The 18,370-nt window shown below is 71.1% G+C and carries 16 protein-coding genes, 1 rRNA gene and 1 riboswitch; of the genes, 3 read left to right on the forward strand and 14 right to left on the reverse strand.

Annotated elements, in window-relative coordinates:
* Positions 1 to 54 precede the first annotated feature (54 nt).
* Both ACZ7LK_RS17200 and ACZ7LK_RS17205 read right to left on the reverse strand, forming a co-directional pair.
* Positions 55 to 834, reverse strand: coding sequence for a CPBP family intramembrane glutamic endopeptidase (locus ACZ7LK_RS17200; protein ID WP_392273301.1), 780 nt, complete (start codon positions 832 to 834; stop codon positions 55 to 57).
* A gap of 101 nt (positions 835 to 935) precedes the next feature.
* Complete coding sequence (locus ACZ7LK_RS17205; protein WP_392273300.1) at positions 936 to 2,462, reverse strand: glutamate-cysteine ligase family protein; 1,527 nt, start codon at positions 2,460 to 2,462, stop codon at positions 936 to 938.
* Between the two features lie 520 nt (positions 2,463 to 2,982).
* Here ACZ7LK_RS17205 and ACZ7LK_RS17210 point away from each other — a divergent pair.
* Entirely contained in the window at positions 2,983 to 3,576 is a 594-nt protein-coding gene (locus ACZ7LK_RS17210) for a hypothetical protein (RefSeq protein WP_392273299.1), read from the forward strand.
* Positions 3,577 to 3,825: 249 nt separating this feature from the next.
* Entirely contained in the window at positions 3,826 to 4,032 is a 207-nt protein-coding gene (locus ACZ7LK_RS17215) for a DUF5999 family protein (protein ID WP_392273298.1), read from the forward strand.
* A gap of 59 nt (positions 4,033 to 4,091) precedes the next feature.
* Here the strand turns inward: ACZ7LK_RS17215 and gcvP are convergent, their stop codons facing one another.
* The gene (gene gcvP / locus ACZ7LK_RS17220; protein WP_471141531.1) at positions 4,092 to 6,977 is read right to left on the reverse strand and encodes an aminomethyl-transferring glycine dehydrogenase; all 2,886 of its coding nucleotides are present in this window, start codon (positions 6,975 to 6,977) and stop codon (positions 4,092 to 4,094) included.
* Positions 6,978 to 7,160: 183 nt separating this feature from the next.
* A riboswitch (glycine riboswitch) is annotated at positions 7,161 to 7,260 on the reverse strand.
* Between the two features lie 115 nt (positions 7,261 to 7,375).
* On the opposite strand from gcvP, the gene ACZ7LK_RS17225 reads away from it, so the two are divergent.
* The gene (locus tag ACZ7LK_RS17225; protein WP_392273296.1) at positions 7,376 to 7,741 is read left to right on the forward strand and encodes a PRC-barrel domain-containing protein; all 366 of its coding nucleotides are present in this window, start codon (positions 7,376 to 7,378) and stop codon (positions 7,739 to 7,741) included.
* On the opposite strand, the gene ACZ7LK_RS17230 is transcribed toward ACZ7LK_RS17225, so the two are convergent.
* The 11 genes from ACZ7LK_RS17230 to rrf all read right to left on the reverse strand — a co-directional run.
* Positions 7,669 to 9,234, reverse strand: a complete 1,566-nt coding sequence (locus ACZ7LK_RS17230; protein WP_471141535.1) for a DNA polymerase IV — start codon at positions 9,232 to 9,234, stop codon at positions 7,669 to 7,671. The genes ACZ7LK_RS17225 and ACZ7LK_RS17230 overlap by 73 nt on opposite strands.
* A gap of 60 nt (positions 9,235 to 9,294) precedes the next feature.
* Positions 9,295 to 9,960: a MerR family transcriptional regulator gene (locus ACZ7LK_RS17235; RefSeq protein WP_392273294.1), complete on the reverse strand. Its 666-nt coding sequence runs from the start codon at positions 9,958 to 9,960 to the stop codon at positions 9,295 to 9,297.
* 350 nt (positions 9,961 to 10,310) lie between these two features.
* A complete protein-coding gene (locus ACZ7LK_RS17240; protein ID WP_004002801.1) occupies positions 10,311 to 10,784 on the reverse strand; it encodes a bifunctional nuclease family protein in 474 nt (157 codons plus the stop codon).
* Between the two features lie 53 nt (positions 10,785 to 10,837).
* Entirely contained in the window at positions 10,838 to 11,590 is a 753-nt protein-coding gene (gene ftsR, locus ACZ7LK_RS17245; RefSeq protein WP_392273293.1) for a transcriptional regulator FtsR, read from the reverse strand.
* 17 nt (positions 11,591 to 11,607) lie between these two features.
* A complete protein-coding gene (locus ACZ7LK_RS17250; RefSeq protein WP_392273847.1) occupies positions 11,608 to 12,540 on the reverse strand; it encodes an FHA domain-containing protein in 933 nt (310 codons plus the stop codon).
* 166 nt (positions 12,541 to 12,706) lie between these two features.
* Positions 12,707 to 13,540, reverse strand: a complete 834-nt coding sequence (locus ACZ7LK_RS17255) for a DUF881 domain-containing protein (RefSeq protein ID WP_471141539.1) — start codon at positions 13,538 to 13,540, stop codon at positions 12,707 to 12,709.
* A gap of 5 nt (positions 13,541 to 13,545) precedes the next feature.
* Complete coding sequence (locus tag ACZ7LK_RS17260; protein ID WP_031069011.1) at positions 13,546 to 13,878, reverse strand: small basic family protein; 333 nt, start codon at positions 13,876 to 13,878, stop codon at positions 13,546 to 13,548.
* Positions 13,875 to 14,804, reverse strand: a complete 930-nt coding sequence (locus tag ACZ7LK_RS17265; RefSeq protein WP_392273291.1) for a DUF881 domain-containing protein — start codon at positions 14,802 to 14,804, stop codon at positions 13,875 to 13,877. The genes ACZ7LK_RS17260 and ACZ7LK_RS17265 overlap by 4 nt, the downstream gene beginning before the upstream one ends.
* Before the next feature lie 110 nt (positions 14,805 to 14,914).
* Entirely contained in the window at positions 14,915 to 17,410 is a 2,496-nt protein-coding gene (locus tag ACZ7LK_RS17270) for a sugar phosphate nucleotidyltransferase (RefSeq protein ID WP_392273290.1), read from the reverse strand.
* A gap of 116 nt (positions 17,411 to 17,526) precedes the next feature.
* The gene (locus tag ACZ7LK_RS17275) at positions 17,527 to 18,135 is read right to left on the reverse strand and encodes a CDP-alcohol phosphatidyltransferase family protein (protein ID WP_469462765.1); all 609 of its coding nucleotides are present in this window, start codon (positions 18,133 to 18,135) and stop codon (positions 17,527 to 17,529) included.
* A 143-nt stretch (positions 18,136 to 18,278) separates the two neighbouring features.
* A 5S ribosomal RNA gene (gene rrf / locus ACZ7LK_RS17280) occupies positions 18,279 to 18,370 on the reverse strand; the annotation flags it as partial.

Here is an 18,370-nt window from a genome sequence, read left to right on the forward strand (position 1 = left end):
GCACGACGAAGGGGCGTACGGACACCTCCGTACGCCCCTTCGTCCCACCGCGCCTCACGCCGTGGGCAGCCACCCCACCCGGCCCGCCAGGACCGCGTACCCGACGAACGCCACGATGTCGAGCAGCGCGTGCGCCACGACCAGCGGCCCCACCCGGCCCCACCGCCGGTAGAGCAGCACGAAGACCACGCCCATCACCATGTTGCCGATGAACCCGCCGATGCCCTGGTACAGGTGGTACGAGCCCCGCAGCACCGAACTGGCCGCCAGCGACGCCCCGGGGCTCCACCCGAGCTGGTCCAGCCTCCGCAGCAGGTAGCCGACGACGATGACCTCCTCCAGTACGGAGTTCTGGACCGCCGACAGGATCAGCACCGGGTACTTCCACCACACCTCGGGCAGCGCCTCGGGCACCACGGTGAGGTTCGCCCCCGCCGCCCGCGCGGCCAGGTAGAAGGCGAGTCCCGCGCTGCCGATGCCGGCCGCGACCAGCGCCCCGCGCCCCAGGTCCGGCCACGGCCGGCTCCGGTCGAAACCGATGGCCCGCAGCCCCGCGCCCTCGCGGGTCAGCAGGTGCGCCACCAGCGCGACGGGCACCAGCGCGGTCGCGATCCCGAAGAGCTGCCAGGCCAGGTCCAGCCAGGGCCGCCCCGGTGCGTACGAGCCGTTGAGCGTCGCCGCCTGGTCCTTCAGCCCGCCCGGTTTCGTCAGCGACCCGATGAAGCTGATCAGCGCGGACACCCCGCTCGCCCCGAGGGAGAGGGCCAGGACGAGCACCGTCTCGGACCGCAGGGTCCGTACCCCCACGCTCTCCGCGGGAAGAGATCCAGCCACGTACGCGCACCTGCCTCGGGTCGACCGTCTGGGACGTCACAGCTTGCCCGACGGTCGCGCCGCCGACCCGGCCGGGGCCCGCGCGACGGCCTCCCCTGCCCTCAGCCCTCCAGTCGCGCCGAGGGCTCCCCGGGGAAGCCGACCGGCCAGGTGTGGACCGGGTGCCCCTGGCGCATCAGCCGGCAGTACTGCCGGGTGGTGGCGGCCAGCGCCGCCTCCCGCCCGAGCCCGGCCTCCAGCGCCCGGTGGAACGTCTCCACCTGCCAGGAGGCGCCGTTCACCCTGCGCTTGCAGCGCTCCTCGATGATCCCGAGGTAGCGCCTGCGGTCGGTGGGCTCCACTCCCCACGCGTCCAGGCCCGCGGCGGCCAGCGGCAGCAGCTCGTCCCGCACCAGCTTCACCGCCGGCACCGTGGTGACCCCGCCGCCCCGCCCCGGTCGCGGCCAGCGCAGCTCGGCCTCGATGCCGTACCGGCAGGCCGCGTCGAAGTTCGCGGCGGCGTCCTCGAAGGAGAGACGCCTCCACACCGGCCGGGCCTCCTCGGCGAGCGCGCGCACCAGGCCGTAGTAGAAGGCCGCGTTGGCGAGCACGTCGTCCACGGTCGGGCCGGCCGGCAGCACCCTGTTCTCCACGCGCAAGTGCGGCACGCCGTCCACGACCCCGTACACCGGCCGGTTCCAGCGGTAGACCGTGCCGTTGTGCAGCGCGAGTTCCGCGAGGGCCGGGACGCCGCCCTCGTCCAGGACACGCAGCGGCTCCTCCTCGTCGCAGATCGGGAGCAGCGCGGGGAAGTACCGCACGTTCTCCTCGAACAGCTCGTACGCCGACGAGACCCACCGCTCCCCGAACCAGGTGCGCGGCCGTACGCCCTGGGCCTGGAGCTCGGGCGGGCGGGTGTCGGTGGCCTGGGTGAACAGCGGCGGGCGGGACTCGCGCCACAGCTCCCGGCCGAACAGGAACGGGGCGTTGGCCCCCACCGCGATTTGGACTGCGGCGATGGCCTGGGCCGCGTTCCACACGTCGGCGAAGCGCTCCGGGGTGACCTGGAGGTGCAGTTGCACCGAGGTGCAGGCCGCCTCCGGGACGATGGAGCTCGCGGTGCAGCTCAGCCGCTCCACGCCCTCGATGTCGAGGGTGAAGTCCTCGCCCCGCGCGGTCACTATCTCGTCGTTGAGCAGCCGGTAGCGGTCGACGTCCGAGAGGTTCGCCGACACCAGGTCGTCCTGGGCCAGCGTGGGCAGGATGCCGATCATCACGATGCCGGCGTCCACCTCCTGCGCCTTGCGGTGCGCGTACGCCAGGCCGGTGCGCAACTCCTCGGCGAGCTGGTCGAAGACGCGGCCGCCGAGCCGGTGCGGGGCGATGTTCACCTCAAGGTTGAACATTCCGAGTTCCGTCTGGAAATCCCGGCTCGCGATCCTCTCCAGCACCTCGGCATTCATCATCCGCGGCATGCCGTCGGCACCCGCCAGATTCAGCTCGATCTCCAGCCCCACGAGATTGCGTGGCCGGTCGAACCTCTTGTCGGCAAGGAGTCGCTCCAGTCCCGTCAGGCACTCCTGGAGTTTCCTGCGGTACCTCTGCCGATCGGACAGGTCGAAGCCGCCTGCCGCGATCTTCTCCCCCATCGAAGTGTCCCTCCTCGAGTGGGCGGCGCGCGGCATCCTCCGCTCGCGTCACGGACGATAATGCCCAGCCGGACTGATCTGTAACGCCCACATCGGCAGGCCGTGGACGGTAGGCTGGTTACGATGTTTGTCCGGCACATTCCGGAGGCATGAGGCAGCGGGCGGTTACCGCCTCCGGCACCGGGTCCGGGCCCGCGGGACGCGGCCGGCGGACGGTGGAAACGGCGGCGCCATTCGGCCTACCGCGTGCCGGACAACGCCGCTGGCAGTGGCCTCGGGCCCCGCGGGAAATCCACAGATACCTCGCGAATTGAAGACCGGATTCGGCCTTGTCGGCAATATCGCCGACGGCTAGCGGAAACATCGCGTGAACACGTGTCGTATAAACTCCGCGACGAGGCAGAGAGTCGAGTCCGGCCACGGCCCGTCGGCCCTCCGGCACCCTCTGACCCCGAAGCTGACACTGCCGTCCGCACCCTCCCCCGCATCACCCTGTCTCTTGACTGAGAGGCGACCCACCATGCCGCTCCATGTCTCCCCGGCCCCCGCGGCTGCCCTGCGCAGTGTCCTCGCGGCGCTCGGCTCGCCCGCCGTCCGCGAGGCCCACACCCCCGCTCTCCGGTCCGTCCAGGGACCGCTGAGCCCCGAACTCCCGCTGCCCGTCCACGTCCTGGACGTCCGCGACCAGACGGTCCCGCCCGTCGGCGCACCGCGTACCCGGCTGACCGGCTGGCGATTCCAGATCCGCAACGGCGACCGGGCGGTCGCCGCCGCGGACACCGTCCTGACGCCCGACGGCTGGGCCTTCTCCCATTTCTTCGAGGGCCCCTACCTGGTCTCGACGGAGCGGGCGCTGCGCCAGGCCGAGACGATGGCGACCCGGCACCAGCCGCGCCTGCTGTCCGTACCCGACCTGTACATGCTGACGCTGTGGCTGCACGCCGATCCGGAGGCCGACCCCGCGGCCGGCGCCCCCGCCCCCGGGGACCTGCTGGTGCCGCTCGCGCCCGCGCCCCCGGGGATCGCCTCGCACCTGCCGTACCGGGTCGCCGACCTGCTGCCCGTGCTGACCCTGCGACTGGTGCCGCCTCCGTTGCTGGAGTCAACGGCGTGACATCACCCCGGTCCGATCGGACTAGCCCGCTGGGGCCATGCCGAACCACCCGAAGGGACAGTGGGGTTGAGCTGAACCATCCACGCGGGTGACACGTCATTAAGCAGTAGGAAGCGCTGCCGCGAAATCCCTGCGGATTGACGCCCGTGGGGCAACACTGGGAACGGACCGACCGACAAACGGGGGGCGGCCATGAACACCGCATCGAGCCGCAGGACACACACCACACCGCAGCGAAAGAACCGACCCATGTGCCAGCACCAGCCAGCCTGTCCGACCGCCGACTCCGCCGACAGGGAGGCGGCCCGCCTGGTGGCCCACCACCCGGAACAGGGCTGGAGCCTGCTGTGCAACGGCGTCCTGCTCTTCGAGGACACCGGTGAACTGCTGCCGGACGGCAAGATCATCGCGCCGCACCGGCCGCTGAGCGCCGCGAAGGTCGTGACCGCCGCCTGAGGCACCGCACGACGAAGGGCCGGTACGGGAAACCCCGTACCGGCCCTTCGTCATGGCGGTCAGTTGTCGTACTCGTCCAGCGGCGGGCAGGAGCAGACCAGGTTGCGGTCGCCGAACGCGCCGTCGATACGGCGCACCGGCGGCCAGTACTTGTCCGCGGCGGAGACACCGGCCGGGAAGACGGCCTCCTCACGGCTGTACGCGTGCGTCCACTCGCCGCCCAGCGCCGCCGCGGTGTGCGGGGCGTTGCGCAGCGGGTTGTCCTCGGCGGGCCACTCGCCCGACCCGACCTTCTCGATCTCCGCGCGGATCGCGATCATCGTGTCGCAGAACCGGTCGAGCTCGGCGAGGTCCTCGCTCTCGGTCGGCTCGATCATCAGGGTGCCGGCCACCGGGAACGACATGGTCGGCGCGTGGAAGCCGTAGTCGATCAGCCGCTTGGCGATGTCGTCGACGCTGACGCCGGTCGCCTTGGAGATCGGCCGCAGGTCCACGATGCACTCGTGCGCCACCAGCCCGGCCGGGCCGGTGTACAGCACCGGGTAGTGCGGCTCCAGGCGCTTGGCGATGTAGTTGGCGGCCAGCACGGCCACCTGCGTCGCCCGCTTCAGGCCCTCGCCGCCCATGAGGCGGACGTACGCCCAGGAGATCGGCAGGATGCCGGCCGAACCCCACGGCGCCGCCGAGATGGGGCCGACGCCGGTCTCCGGACCCGCGGCGGGCTGGAGCGGGTGGTTGGGCAGGTACGGGGCGAGGTGCGCCCGGACGCCGACCGGACCGACACCGGGGCCGCCACCGCCGTGCGGGATGCAGAACGTCTTGTGCAGGTTGAGGTGCGAGACGTCGCCGCCGAAGTGGCCCGGCTTGGCGAGGCCCACCAGCGCGTTGAGGTTGGCGCCGTCGACGTACACCTGGCCGCCGGCCTCGTGGACCTGGGCGCAGATGTCCGCGACGTGCTCCTCGAACACGCCGTGCGTGGACGGGTAGGTGATCATCAGTACGGACAGCTCGTCGCGGTACTGCTCGATCTTGGCGCGCAGGTCCTCGACGTCGATCTCGCCGTCGTCGGCGGTCTTGACGACCACGACCTTCATCCCGGCCATCACGGCGCTGGCGGCGTTGGTGCCGTGCGCGGACGAGGGGATCAGGCAGACCGTGCGCCGGGTGTCGCCGTTGGCGCGGTGGTAGGCGCGGACGGCGAGCAGACCGGCCAGCTCGCCCTGCGAACCCGCGTTGGGCTGGATGGAGACCTTGTCGTAGCCGGTGACCTCGGCGAGACGCTCCTCCAGCTCCTGGATCAGGGTCAGGTAGCCCTGCGCCTGGTCGACCGGCGCGAAGGGGTGCATCTGGCCGAACTCGGTCCAGGTCACCGGCTCCATCTCGGTGGTCGCGTTCAGCTTCATGGTGCAGGAGCCGAGCGGGATCATGCCGCGGTCCAGCGCGTAGTCACGGTCGGCGAGCTTGCGGAGGTAGCGCAGCATCGCGGTCTCGGACCGGTGCGCGTGGAAGACCGGGTGGGTGAGGTACGCGTCGGAGCGCAGGCGCTCCGCCGGCAGCACGTCCGCGGTGGCGGAGTCCAGCACCTCGATGTCGCCGGACACGCCGAAGGCGTCCCACACGGCGGCGAGCTGGGCGCGGCCGGTGGTCTCGTCACAGGCGGCGGAGACGTGGTCGGCGTCGACGAGACGGAGGTTGACCCCGTTCTCGCGGGCGGCGGCGACGACGTCGGCGGCCCGGCCCGGAACCCGGGCGGTGACCGTGTCGAAGAACGTGCCGTGGACGACCTCGACACCGCCCGCACGCAGGCCCTCGGCGAGGAGCGCCGCGTACCGGTTGACGCGCTGGGCGATCTGCTTCAGCCCGTCGGGGCCGTGGTAGACCGCGTACATGCCGGCCATGACGGCGAGCAGCACCTGGGCGGTGCAGATGTTGCTGGTGGCCTTCTCGCGGCGGATGTGCTGCTCACGGGTCTGGAGGGCCAGGCGGTACGCCTTGTTGCCGTCCGCGTCGACGGAGACGCCGACGAGCCGGCCGGGCAGGCTGCGGGCGAAGGTGTCGCGCACGGCCATGTAGCCGGCGTGCGGGCCGCCGAAGCCCATCGGCACACCGAAGCGCTGGGTGGTGCCCACGGCGATGTCGGCGCCGAGCTCACCGGGCGAGGTGAGGAGGGTCAGCGCCAGCAGGTCGGCGGCGACCGTGACGATCGCGCCCAGCTCGTGCGCCCGGTCGATGATGGGCTTGATGTCCCGTACGGCACCGGAGGCGCCCGGGTACTGGAGCAGGACGCCGAAGACACCGCGCTCGGCGACCTCGGCCGGGATGCCCTCGCTCAGGTCGGCGACGACGACCTCGACGCCGGTCGGCTCGGCGCGGGTCTCGATGACGGCGATGGTCTGCGGCAGGGCGTCGGCGTCGACCAGGAAGACGCCGTTCTTGACCTTGCCGACGCGGCGGGCCAGCGACATGGCCTCGGCGGCGGCGGTGCCCTCGTCGAGCAGCGAGGCGCCGGAGGTGGGCAGCCCCGTCAGGTCGGCGACCACGGTCTGGAAGTTGAGCAGCGCCTCCAGGCGGCCCTGCGAGATCTCCGGCTGGTACGGGGTGTACGCGGTGTACCAGGCCGGGTTCTCCATGACGTTGCGGAGGATGACCGGCGGGGTGAAGGTGCCGTGGTAGCCGAGGCCGATCATGGGCGCCAGGACCTGGTTGCGGTCGGCGAGCGAGCGCAGCTCGGCCAGGACCTCGGCCTCGGTGCGCGCGGCGGGCAGCCCCAGCGCCTCGGCGCTCTTGATCACATCCGGCACCGCGGCAGCCGTGAGCTCGTCGAGCGAACCGTAGCCGACCTGCGCGAGCATCTTGGCTTGGGCCTCTTCGTCGGGCCCGATGTGCCGCTGCTCGAACGGGATGCCCTGTTCGAGTGCGGAGAGCGGAATGCGGTTGGCGGTCATTGGCGGAGGCCTCCTGGTCGATACGACCTGCGAGGGGCACCACGGCGCGGGTGCCCGGACGGCCTCCCCCTCTGTCATCTCAACCTGAGAGCTTCACCGGACCTCCCCATGGCGGGGCGGGCCGGCTTTCACCGTCGGTGAGAGCGGATGCCGTCCGACGCCCGCCCTGCTTTCCAGAGTGACCTCGTCCGTGCGGTACCGGGTGCCTGAGAGATTCCGGGGAGGATTTGCTCCTTCGGCGCCTCCGAAAGGTTTCTCCGGAGGACTCTCCCGCACGGGGTCAGCGGCCGTCTGCCAGCCTACCAGCGCGGTCCCGGCCCGATCCCTCGAGTGGCCGACGTCACCGAAGTGCACTTTCGTAGTGTTGACAGAGCCGGTTGCGACCCGTTGGAGGGACCGTGCAGACCGATATCGATCCGCGCAGCCTGATCGGCCGCAAGGCCTTCGACCGCAACGGCCACAAGATCGGCACCGTCGACGAGGTCTACCTGGACGACGCGACGGGCGCACCGGAGTGGGCCGCCGTCCGCACGGGCCTGTTCAGCCGGGACGCCTTCGTGCCCCTGGACCCCAGCGAGCTGGCCGAGGACGGTCTGCACGTCCCCTTCGACCGCGGCCTGATCAAGGACGCTCCGGACTTCGGCGTGGGCCGGCACCTGTCGCCGGAGCAGGAGCTCCAGCTCTACCACCACTACGGGCTCGCGCTCCCGCCGCCGCCGTCCACGGACCGCGACTTCGGCAAGGTCGCCGGCCAGGAGGACTGACCCGCCACGAGCGGCAGCGGGTCCGACGGCTCCAGGTCCGGGTCGTCGGACCGGAACGTGCGCACCCGCCCGGGCGCCGACCCGGGTTCCTCGAACCGCACGGTCACCCGGCCCAGCCCGCTGCCCTGCACCCAGCCCGCGCCGTACGCGGCGTGCCGCACGTCCTGGCCCGCCGACCACCGCCGCGCCTCCGGCTCCGCCGCACCCGGCTCCCCCGCCGCGGCGCCCGCACCCGGCACCGGAACCCCCGCGGCCGCCCCGCCGGCCACCGCCCCGGGAGCGGGCGGCCCCTCGCCGTGCGTGCCCCCGCCGCCGGCACCCGCCGCGCCGGAACCGGTGGCATCCGCGCCCACCGCCGCCACGCGCTCCGCGGCCCCGCCCTCCGACGGCCCCGGCTGCCCCTCCGCGGCCGCCCGCTCCGCCGCGGCCTGGGCGAACAGGTCCTCCTGTGTGTAGTCCGCCAGCCCCGTGACCCCGACGCCCAGCAGCCGCACCCCGCCCGTGGTGTCCACCGCGTCCAGCAGCCGCGCCGCGGCCTCGCGCACCACCACGGGGTCGTCCGTCGGGCCGCGCAATGTCTCCGACCGGGTCAGCGTGGAGAAGTCGTACCTCCGCACCTTGAGCACCACCGTCCGCCCCGACCGGCCCGCGCCGCGCAGCCGCCGCACGCACCGCTCGGCCAGCCGCTCCACCTCCGTCCGCACCCGCACCCGGTCGTGCAGGTCCACGTCGAAGGTGTCCTCCACGGACACGGATTTGGCGTCCCGCTCCGCCACCACCGGCCGGTCGTCGTGCCCCATGGCCATCCGGTACAGCGACTCCCCGTGCGCCTTCCCCAGCAGCCGTACCAGCTCGTCCTCGCCCGCCGCCGCCAGGTCCGCCACCGTCGTCATCCCCGCCCGCCGCAGGTGCTCCCCGGTGGCGGGCCCCACCCCCGGCAGGATCCGCACCGACTTGGGGTCCAGCAGTTCGCGCTCCGTCCCGGGCTCGATCAGCACCAGCCCGTCCGGCTTGGCCTCCTCCGAGGCGATCTTCGCGATCATCTTGGAGCCGGCCAGCCCGACGGAGCCGGTCAGTCCGGTCACCGCGCGGATGTCCCTGCGCAGCCGCTCACCGGCCTCCCGGGCCGTCCGCGCGTCATGGGCCGAGCCACCGGCCTCCAGGTCCACGAAGGCCTCGTCGAGGCTCAGCGGCTCCACCAGGGGCGACAGCCCCCGCAGCAGTTCCATGACCTGGTCGCTCACCGAGCGGTAGAGCGAGAAGCGCGGCACCAGGTACGCGGCGTTCGGCGCCAGCCGCCGCGCCTGCGCCATCGGCATCGCCGAATGGACCCCGAACCGCCGCGCCTCGTACGACGCGGTGGCGACGACCCCGCGCGGTCCCAGCCCGCCGACCACCACCGGCTTGCCGCGCAGACTCGGCTTCGCCGCCTGCTCGGCGGCCGCGAAGAAGGCATCCATGTCCAGATGCAGGATCGTCGGCGCGGCTCTCACACCACTGATGCTGCCGCACACCACTGACAATCGCCCGCACACCCGTGCGGAACGCGGCGGTCAGACGGCCCGGTCGCGACGCCTGCGCGCCAGTTCGTCGGAAGGGTTGTGCCGCACCAGGGTCTCGCCGGTGTCGACGCGCTCCCCGTGGAGCTGCGACAGCGCCGCCTCCACGTCCCGCCACACCACGCCCACGGCGATCCCGAAGACGCCCTGGCCGCCCTGGAGCAGATCGACGACCTCGTCCGGCGAGGAGCACTCGTAGACGGTGGCGCCGTCGCTCATGAGCGTCATGCGCTCCAGGTCGCCGACGTCCCGGGCGCGCAGGTGCTGCACGGCCGCGCGGATGTTCTGGAGGGCGACCCCCGTGTCCAGGAACCGCTTGACGATCTTGAGGACGACCACGTCCCGGAAGCTGTAGAGCCGCTGGGTGCCGGATCCGTACGCGGGCCGCACGCTCGGCTCCACCAGCCCGGTACGGGCCCAGTAGTCGAGCTGCCGGTACGTGATGCCCGCGGCCGCGCACGCGGTGGGGCCCCGGTAGCCGATCGTTTCCGGGGCCTCGTCGGCCCCTTCGCCCGGGTCTGCCGCCACGGCGTCGGCACCCGCGCCACCGGCCACTCCCGCCGGGAACCGGTCGGCCGTGCTCCCGTAGAGCGGATACGGCCCGCTCGTCCCCAGACTTCGTCCGGGGAGGCCCCCAGTCGCACCGTCGCCGCTGCTCATCACGCCGACCCTCCGTCCTTGACCTGCCATCTCGACGGTAGGCAGTCGCCAGGGGTGCGTCAACGATCGCCACACTCGGCACGCCGAGTGATAATCACCCTGAGAGTGGTTTCTCGTATCCCGAATACGGGTAGAGATGGCCGAATGGGCGGAAAGCCCTCACCTCGGACCCCGATCGGCGCTCCCCGGACCACCCCGCGAACGTCCGTTCGCGGACGGCGGGCGACGCGCAGGGCCGGCCCCGACGGCCCCTCGGCGGGCATCCCCCCGAGGGCCGCACCACCGGCAGGACCACCGGCCTCCCGGAGCCACGGCCGTACCACGGCAACCGGCTCACCGGGCCGTAGGCCTCACTGGCTGCTGGTGCCGAAGTCCTCGGGCGAGATCTGGTCGAGGAACTCGCGGAACTTCTCCACCTCGTCCTCCTGCTCGTCCGGGATGGCGATCCCCGCGTCGTCGAGGACGCCGTCGCTCCCGTAGATCGGAGTCCCGGTGCGCAGGGCCAGCGCTATGGCGTCGGAGGGCCGGGCGCTCACCTCCACCCCGCTGGCGAAGACCAGCTCCGCGTAGAAGACCCCTTCGCGCAGATCCGTGATCCGGACCTCGGTCAGCTCCTGGCCCACGGCCTCGAGGACGTCCTTGAAGAGGTCATGGGTGAGCGGCCGGGCGGGAGCCATGCCCTGCTGGGCGAAGGCGATCGCCGTCGCCTCTCCCGGACCGATCCAGATCGGGAGGTACCGGTCGCCTCCCACTTCACGCAGGAGCACGATCGGCTGGTTGGACGGCATTTCCACCCGGACACCGACAACATCGAGCTCGTTCACATTGCAACCCTAGGACGTGCCGGACCGGTTTGGATAGTCGGGCTCTGTCAAGATCAGTGCAAGCGGACGCCGAGAGCCGTCTGAACCAGGGCCGCGTGCAGCCGCACGGACAGCGCCGCCAGCTCCTTCACGGTCGCCTCGGCATGGGCCCTGGTCTGCGGGTTCCTGTGCCTGCGCAAGGGCGCCACGACCTGTTCGACCAGGCCCGCCTCCCGCTCGGCGGCGGCCTTCACCGCCCGCAGGTGCCTCGGTTCGAGACCGAATCTGCCCAGATCCGCCACCAGCCTGGCGACGGTGACCGCCTCGGCGTCGTACCCGCCGTCCACGCCCTGCACGACGAGCCCGTACGACTCCCATTCGGCCAGCTCGTCCTCCCCGGCCCCCGCGGCGGCCAGGAGCTCCGCCCGGCCCACCCGGGCGGCGGTCGGCCGGTCCTCCGCGGGCGGCTCCCAGAGGTCCCCGTCCTGGGGCTCGCGCTGCGGTCCGGGAGCGGCCGGGAGCTCCACGCGCTCACCGCGCTCCACGGCGTCCAGATGCTCCCGGATCACCTTCAGCGGCAGGTAGTGGTCCCGCTGCATCCGCAGGATGCGCGCCAGCCGCTCCACGTCCCGCGGGCTGAACTTCCGGTACCCGGAAGCCGTCCGCCGCGGCTCGACGAGCCCCTCGGCCTCCAGGAACCGGATCTTGGAGATGGTGACCTCGGGGAACTCCTCGCGCAGCTGGTTGAGCACCGTCCCGATGCTCACCAGCTGATCGGCCGCCCCGGCGGTGCCGTTGCCGGCACCGCCCGTCGTGGTTCGCAGCATGGGCCTCCCCTGCCGGGTCACACGCCCCGCTGGCTCGCGTAGAAGACCAGCCGGTACTTGCCGATCTGCACCTCGTCACCGTTCGCCAGCGGGACCGAGTCGATCCGCTCACGGTTGACGTAGGTGCCGTTGAGGCTGCCGACGTCGGAGACGGTGAAGCTGCCGTCGGGCGACCTGCGGAACTCCACGTGGCGCCGCGACACCGTCACGTCGTCCAGGAAGATGTCGCTCTGCGGGTGCCGCCCCGCCGTGGTCAGGTCGCTGTCCAGCAGGAAGCGGCTGCCCGAGTTCGGACCGCGCCGCACCACCAGGAGCGCCGAGCCGAGCGGCAGCGCCTCGACGGCCGCCTGGGCCTCGGGCGACAGCGACGGAAGCTGCGTCTGGCCGGTGACCTCGGAGTCGTACGCCTCCAGGCCGGAGATCGAGATCGTCGACGTCGTCTCGGACGCGCGCTCCGCCGGCGCTCCGCCGCGCAGCGGCGCGCCGCAGTTGGAGCAGAACCGGCTCGCCTCGGCGTTGCGGTGCCCGCACCTCGTACACACCGGCATGGACGAATCCTCCTGCCGCGGCTGGCCCGCGTGGGCGTTCGTCGCGTACGGGTCGGAGGCAAACCCTCCACCCGCACTCGAGGTTGATGGTTCCCCGAAACCTATGCGGCCGGAACCGGCAGGGTCAACAGACGCGCCCTGGCCCCCCGGAATGTCACCACCCGCCACCTCGTCACGGAAGAGCGGGCGCTCGCCACCCTGCTCCTCACCCTGGCCATGGCGCGGCGCGCGATGCCTGGCGTTGCCGCCGTCCTCGCGTGCGCTCTTGCCGAACAACTTCGCAAACAACTTCACGGGCGATTCCCCTTGAACGAAACAGACCCGCCCGTGGGGCAGGACGAACCCTGAATGAACACACCTGCCGACCCGGACACCATCACAACGTCCGTATCCTCCGGACAGTTTCCATCACGCGCCACGTATGTGGTGCGCCGACCCCCCGCAACCCGCCACTCCCGCGCCCGTCTTCCGGTTCCCGCCGTACGTCCGCGCATGCCGGACCGCTTTCCGCGCCCCGGCCCGTCACCGAGGACGGGTCCTCGCCGCATGTCCCCCATGTACCCCCGCCTCACTGCGATGACGACCGAGCGTAGTCAGGCCGCTCCGCCGGTCGCAAGGCGTCCACGACGATCTTCTGCGACCGGGTGACCGTAGCGGTGGCCTGCTCCTTCTCCAGCGTCTGGACGACGCCTCCCGGGATGTTCAGCGCCGGTTCGAGGTCCTGGGGCTTGCCGATGACCTTGAAGCGGTAGGGCGCCTTCACCTTCCGGCCGTCCACCTCGATGTCCCCCGCGTCACCGGAGAAGTAGGTGTCGGCGACGACCCGGACGCCGTTCACCTGGATCGCCTCGGCGCCCGCGGCCCGCAGCTCCTGGATCGCGTCGAGCAGCATGTCCGACTCGACCGCACCGGCACCGTCGTCGATGGTCAGCGTGATGCCGGGACCCTGGGCGGCCACGGTACCGGCCAGGACGCCGAGCTGCCGCTCCTTTTCCAGCGTCTGCTTGCGTGCCTCTTCCGCCTGGTCGGAGCTGTTCTCCAGCTCGGTGCGCTGGTCCTCCAGGCGTGCCTTCTCGTCCTCCAGGCGCTGCGTGCGGTCGTCGAGCTCGTCCAGGATCCGCACCAGGTCCTCCTGGCGCGCGCCCCGCAGTGCACCGGTGTCGCTGGTCGACCGGACCTGGATGGCCAGGCCCAGCCCCAGCCCGAACAGCAGGACGGCCACGATGAGTTGCGCTCGTGTGACGCGCGGGGGCCACAGCCCGGCCGCCAGCCGCTGCCGCCCGGTCCTGGCCTCCGCCGTCGCCTCCTGCCCGGGGGCGGGGTCGGGGGCGGGCGTGGGGCCGGCGCCGGGGGCGGGGGCGGGGGTGGGGGTGTTGTCGGGTGTCTCTTCGTGGTTGCTCATCGGCCTCACGCCCGGAACACGTGCCGCCGGATGGCGGCCGCGTTGGAGAAGATCCGGATGCCGAGCACGACGACCACGCCGGTGGAAAGCTGCGCGCCGACGCCCAGCTTGTCGCCGAGAAACACGATCAGCGCGGCCACGACCACGTTCGACAGGAAGGAGACGACGAAGACCTTGTCGACGAAGATCCCGTCGAGCATGGCCCGCAGGCCGCCGAACACCGCGTCCAGGGCGGCCACGACGGCGATCGGCAGGTAGGGCTCGACCACCGCCGGTACCTCGGGCCGGACGAACAGTCCGACCACGACTCCCACGACGAGGCCCAGTACGGCGATCACGATGTGCCCTTCCCTGTGTCGGCCGTGCCCTGCCCGTCACCCGTCCCGGGCCCGGTGTCGCTCGGCTGTGCTGTACGTACGATCAGGCTCGGCGCCGCCGGCAGGCGCACCTCGCCCTGGTCCGAAATGCTGGTGCGGATACCGAAGTTCTCCTGGAGCACGCTCAGGTACTGCCCGTCGGCGCTGTCCTGGAACGCCGTGCGGAGCTTCTTTCCGTCCCCGACCGCCAGCACCGTGTACGGCGGCACCAGTGGTTTGTTGTCGACCAGTATGGCGTCGCCCGCCGCGCGGATGGCCGACAGGGCGGTCAGCCGCTGTCCATTGATGGCGATGGCCTCCGCGCCCGCCTGCCACAATCCGTTGACGACCCGCTGCATGTCGCGGTCCCGGACCCGGCCGGTGTCGGCGAACCCGCTCGATTCCCGCGGCCCGCCCCCACCCTCGTCGGTGCCCTTGGCGTCGTCCACGACCAGTCGCACGCCCGGTCCCCGGACCGGCGTCGCCCCGGACAGCAGCGCGACAAGCTGCCCCTGGTCCCCGCCGTGCTGCTCCAGGGCCTTGCGCTGCCGCTCCCCCACCTCGGTGCGGAGCGACTCGATGTCCTTCTCCAGGCGGTCCGCCGCCGAGGTCTCCGACCCGATGCGGTCGATCAGCTCCTCGCGCTCCTTCGCCACCACCGGTGCCGATATCTGCGCCTGCGCCGCGCCGAGGGTGACCACGAACGCGGCCAGTACCAGCCCGGCCGCCAGTCCCAGTTTCGCGCGGACTGTACGGGGCAGGCCGCCGCCCTCGGCGGCCTTGCGGGCCGAGGCCTCCGCGTACCCGTCGTCCAGCGCGTGGTCCATCACATTGGTCAGCAGCGACATGGACGCATCGGGACGCGGAGGCGGGGAGCCGGTGCTCCGATCGGGGGGCTGCTGCGACATGCCGCACATCGTCGCACGTCGGAGGGGCTACCGCCGAATGGCCCCACCGGTGAGCCGGAAGGCGCCCTGGACGCGCCTTCCGGCTCACCGTTCGGTCCCGCCCGGACGCGTCAGCGGCCGGCGCTGTCCACCACGGCGGCCCACTCGTCCAGCAGGGCCTCCGCGGACGCGTCGTCCGGGCCCTCCGCCCACAGATGGGTGACGGCTTCCGCCGGGTCGGGCAGCACCATCACCCACCGGCCGTCGGCCTCGACGACGCGGACGCCGTCGGTCGTGTCCACGTGCCGGTCCCCGGCCGCCTCCACGACCCGCCGCATGACCAGACCCTTGACGGCCCACGGCGTCGCCAGGTCCCGCTTCAGCACGTGCGCCCGCGGGATGCGCGCGTCGATCTGGCTGAGGGTGAGCTGGGTACGCGCCACCAGCCCGATCAGCCGCACGAACGCCGCCGTACCGTCGAACACGCTGCTGAACTCGGGAACGATGAAGCCACCCCGGCCGTCGCCACCGAAGATCGTCGACTCCTCGCGGCCGACCCTGGTGAGGTCGTCCGGCGAGGTCGTCGTCCAGTCGACCTGGGTGCCGTGGTACGCCGCCACCTGCTCGGCGATCCTCGTGGTCGTCACCGGAAGGGCCACGCGCCCGCTGCGCCGCTCGGCGGCCACCAGGTCCAGCATCACCAGCAGCGCCCGGTCGTCCTCGATGATCCGGCCGCGCTCGTCGACCAGCGACAGCCGCTCGCCGACCGTGTCGAACCGGACACCGAACGCCGCCCGCGCCGACGCCACTATCTCGCCGAGCCGCACCAGCCCCGCACGACGGGACTCGGCGGACTCGGTGGGCCGCGACTCGTCCAGGCCGGGGTTGATCGTCAGTGAGTCGACACCGAGCCGCCCCAGGAGGCTGGGCAGGACGAGTCCCGCGCTTCCGTTGGACGCGTCGACGACGACCTTGAGGCCGGCGTCGGCGACGCCGGTCGTGTCCACGTTCCGCAGCAGCGATCCGGTGTACGAGTCGAAGACGCTGGACGGGAAGCTGAGGTCGCCGATCTCGCCGGGGAAGGCGCGCCGGTACTCCTGGCGTGCGAACACCCGGTCCAGCTTGCGCTGCCCCGCCTGCGACAGGTCGGCGCCCCGCTCGTCGAAGAACATGATGTCCACCGAGTCGGGCACACCCGGCGTCGTCCGGATCATGATGCCGCCGGCACTGCCCCGGGCGGTCTGCTGTCGTGCCACGGGCAGCGGGACGTTCTCCAGGTCGCGTACGTCGATGGCGCTGGCCTGGAGCGCGGAGATCACCGCCCGCTTGAGCGCCCGCGCGCCCCGGGAGTGGTCACGCGCCGTGGTGACGGTGGCCCCCTTCTTCAGCGTCGTCGCGTACGCCCCCGCCAGCCGTACCGCCAGCTCAGGGGTGATCTCGACGTTCAGGATGCCGGAGACGCCGCGCGCGCCGAAGAGGTGCGCCTGTCCACGTGATTCCCAGATCACCGAGGTGTTGACGAATGCGCCGGCCTCGATGGTCTTGAACGGATAGACCCGGACATTGCCCTGCACGATCGATTCTTCACCGACGAGGCATTCGTCGCCGATGACGGCACCGTCCTCGATGCGGGCGGCCCGCATGATGTCGGTGTTCTTGCCGATCACACAGCCCCGGAGATTGCTGTGCTGGCCGATGTAGACATTGTCGTGAACCACGGCCTTGTGCAGGAACGCGCCGCTCTTCACGACCACGTTCGATCCGACGACCGTGTGCTCGCGGATCTCGACTCCGGCTTCGACCTTGGCGTAGTCCCCGATGTAGAGGGGCCCGCGCAGGACGGCGTCCGGGTGTACCTCGGCGCCTTCGGCGACCCAGACGCCCGGGGAGATCTCGAAGCCGTCCACTTCGACGTCGACCTTGCCCTCGAGCACGTCGGCCTGTGCCTTGACGTAGCTCTCGTGCGTGCCGACGTCCTCCCAGTAGCCCTCGGCGACATAGCCGTAGATCGGCTTGCCTTCCTTCATGAGCTGCGGGAAGACGTCTCCGGACCAGTCGACCGGAACGTCCGCCTCGACGTAGTTGAAGACCTCCGGCTCCATGACGTAGATGCCGGTGTTCACCGTGTCGGAGAAGACCTGACCCCAGGTGGGCTTCTCGAGGAAGCGCTCCACCTTGCCTTCCTCGTCCACGATGGTGATACCGAACTCCAGCGGGTTCGGCACCCTCGTCAGACAGACGGTGACCATCGCGCCCTTTTCCTTGTGGAAACGGATCAGGTCGGTCAGGTCGAAGTCGGTGAGCGCATCACCGGAAATGACGAGGAACGCGTCGTCCTTCAGTGCGTCCTCGGCGTTCTTGACGCTTCCCGCAGTACCGAGTGGCTTCTCCTCGTTGGCATAGGTCAGTTCCATGCCGAGTTCTTCGCCGTCGCCGAAGTAGTTCTTTACGAGCGACGCGAGGAACTGTACGGTCACAACGGTCTCATTGAGCCCGTGCCGTTTGAGCAGCCTCAGCACGTGCTCCATGATCGGCCGGTTGGCCACCGGCAGGAGCGGCTTGGGCATGCTCGAGGTCATGGGGCGAAGGCGGGTTCCCTCGCCACCGGCCATTACGACGGCCTTCATGTCGGAAGCGTCCTCCTTGCAGAGATGACGGTCAAGCCGACTTCACCCGTCCGGGACAGTGTCCTCTTACGTCGAACAGGTACTGGCAATCACTGCACCGCACCGGACAGACGGGCTCAATCGGCCACGGTATCCGCCTTGACAAGTCGGCGGACCTGGACCACATAGAGGATCCCTGCCCACCAATAGAGAGTTGTACCCCATCCGGCGAACGCCCACCCGAAAACTTCAGCGAGTGACGAAAGCCAGCCCGTCCCGTCACTGAGCAGGAGGAGCGGGAAGGCGTACATCAAGTTGAACGTCGCCGCCTTGCCGAGGAAGTTCACCTGCGGCGGCGGATACCCGTGCCGGCGGAGGATTCCCACCATCACCAAGAGCATCAGCTCGCGGGCCAAAAGCGCCAGGGTCAGCCAGAGCGGCAGGATCTCACGCCATGTCAGACCGAGCAGGGTGGAAAGGATGTAGAGCCGGTCGGCCGCCGGGTCCAGGAGTCGACCGAGGCTGCTGATCTGGTTCCAGCGCCGGGCCAGCTTGCCGTCGAGGTAGTCGCTGACCCCGCTGAGCATGAGGACGAGCAACGCCCAGCCGTCGCTCTTGGGCCCGCCGAACTCAGGGCGGAGGATCAGCCACAGGAACAGTGGCACCCCAGCGAGGCGAGCCATGCTGAGGATGTTGGGGATGGTGAGGACCCGGTCCGTCTGAACGCGAGTCTCCTGTACCTCCACCCGGGGGCCTCCTGGGAAACGTGCCAACGATGCCCCCTGACTTTACCGTCAGCCGGAAGGGGCCGGCGCACAGGGGTGTCGGGCCTCCGCGTGAACGCAGAAAAGCCCCGCACCAGAAGGTGCGGGGCTTTCCCACAATGATTGTTCGGCGGCGTCCTACTCTCCCACAGGGTCCCCCCTGCAGTACCATCGGCGCTGAAAGGCTTAGCTTCCGGGTTCGGAATGTAACCGGGCG

Source organism: Streptomyces sp. NPDC039423 (assembly GCF_055598725.1).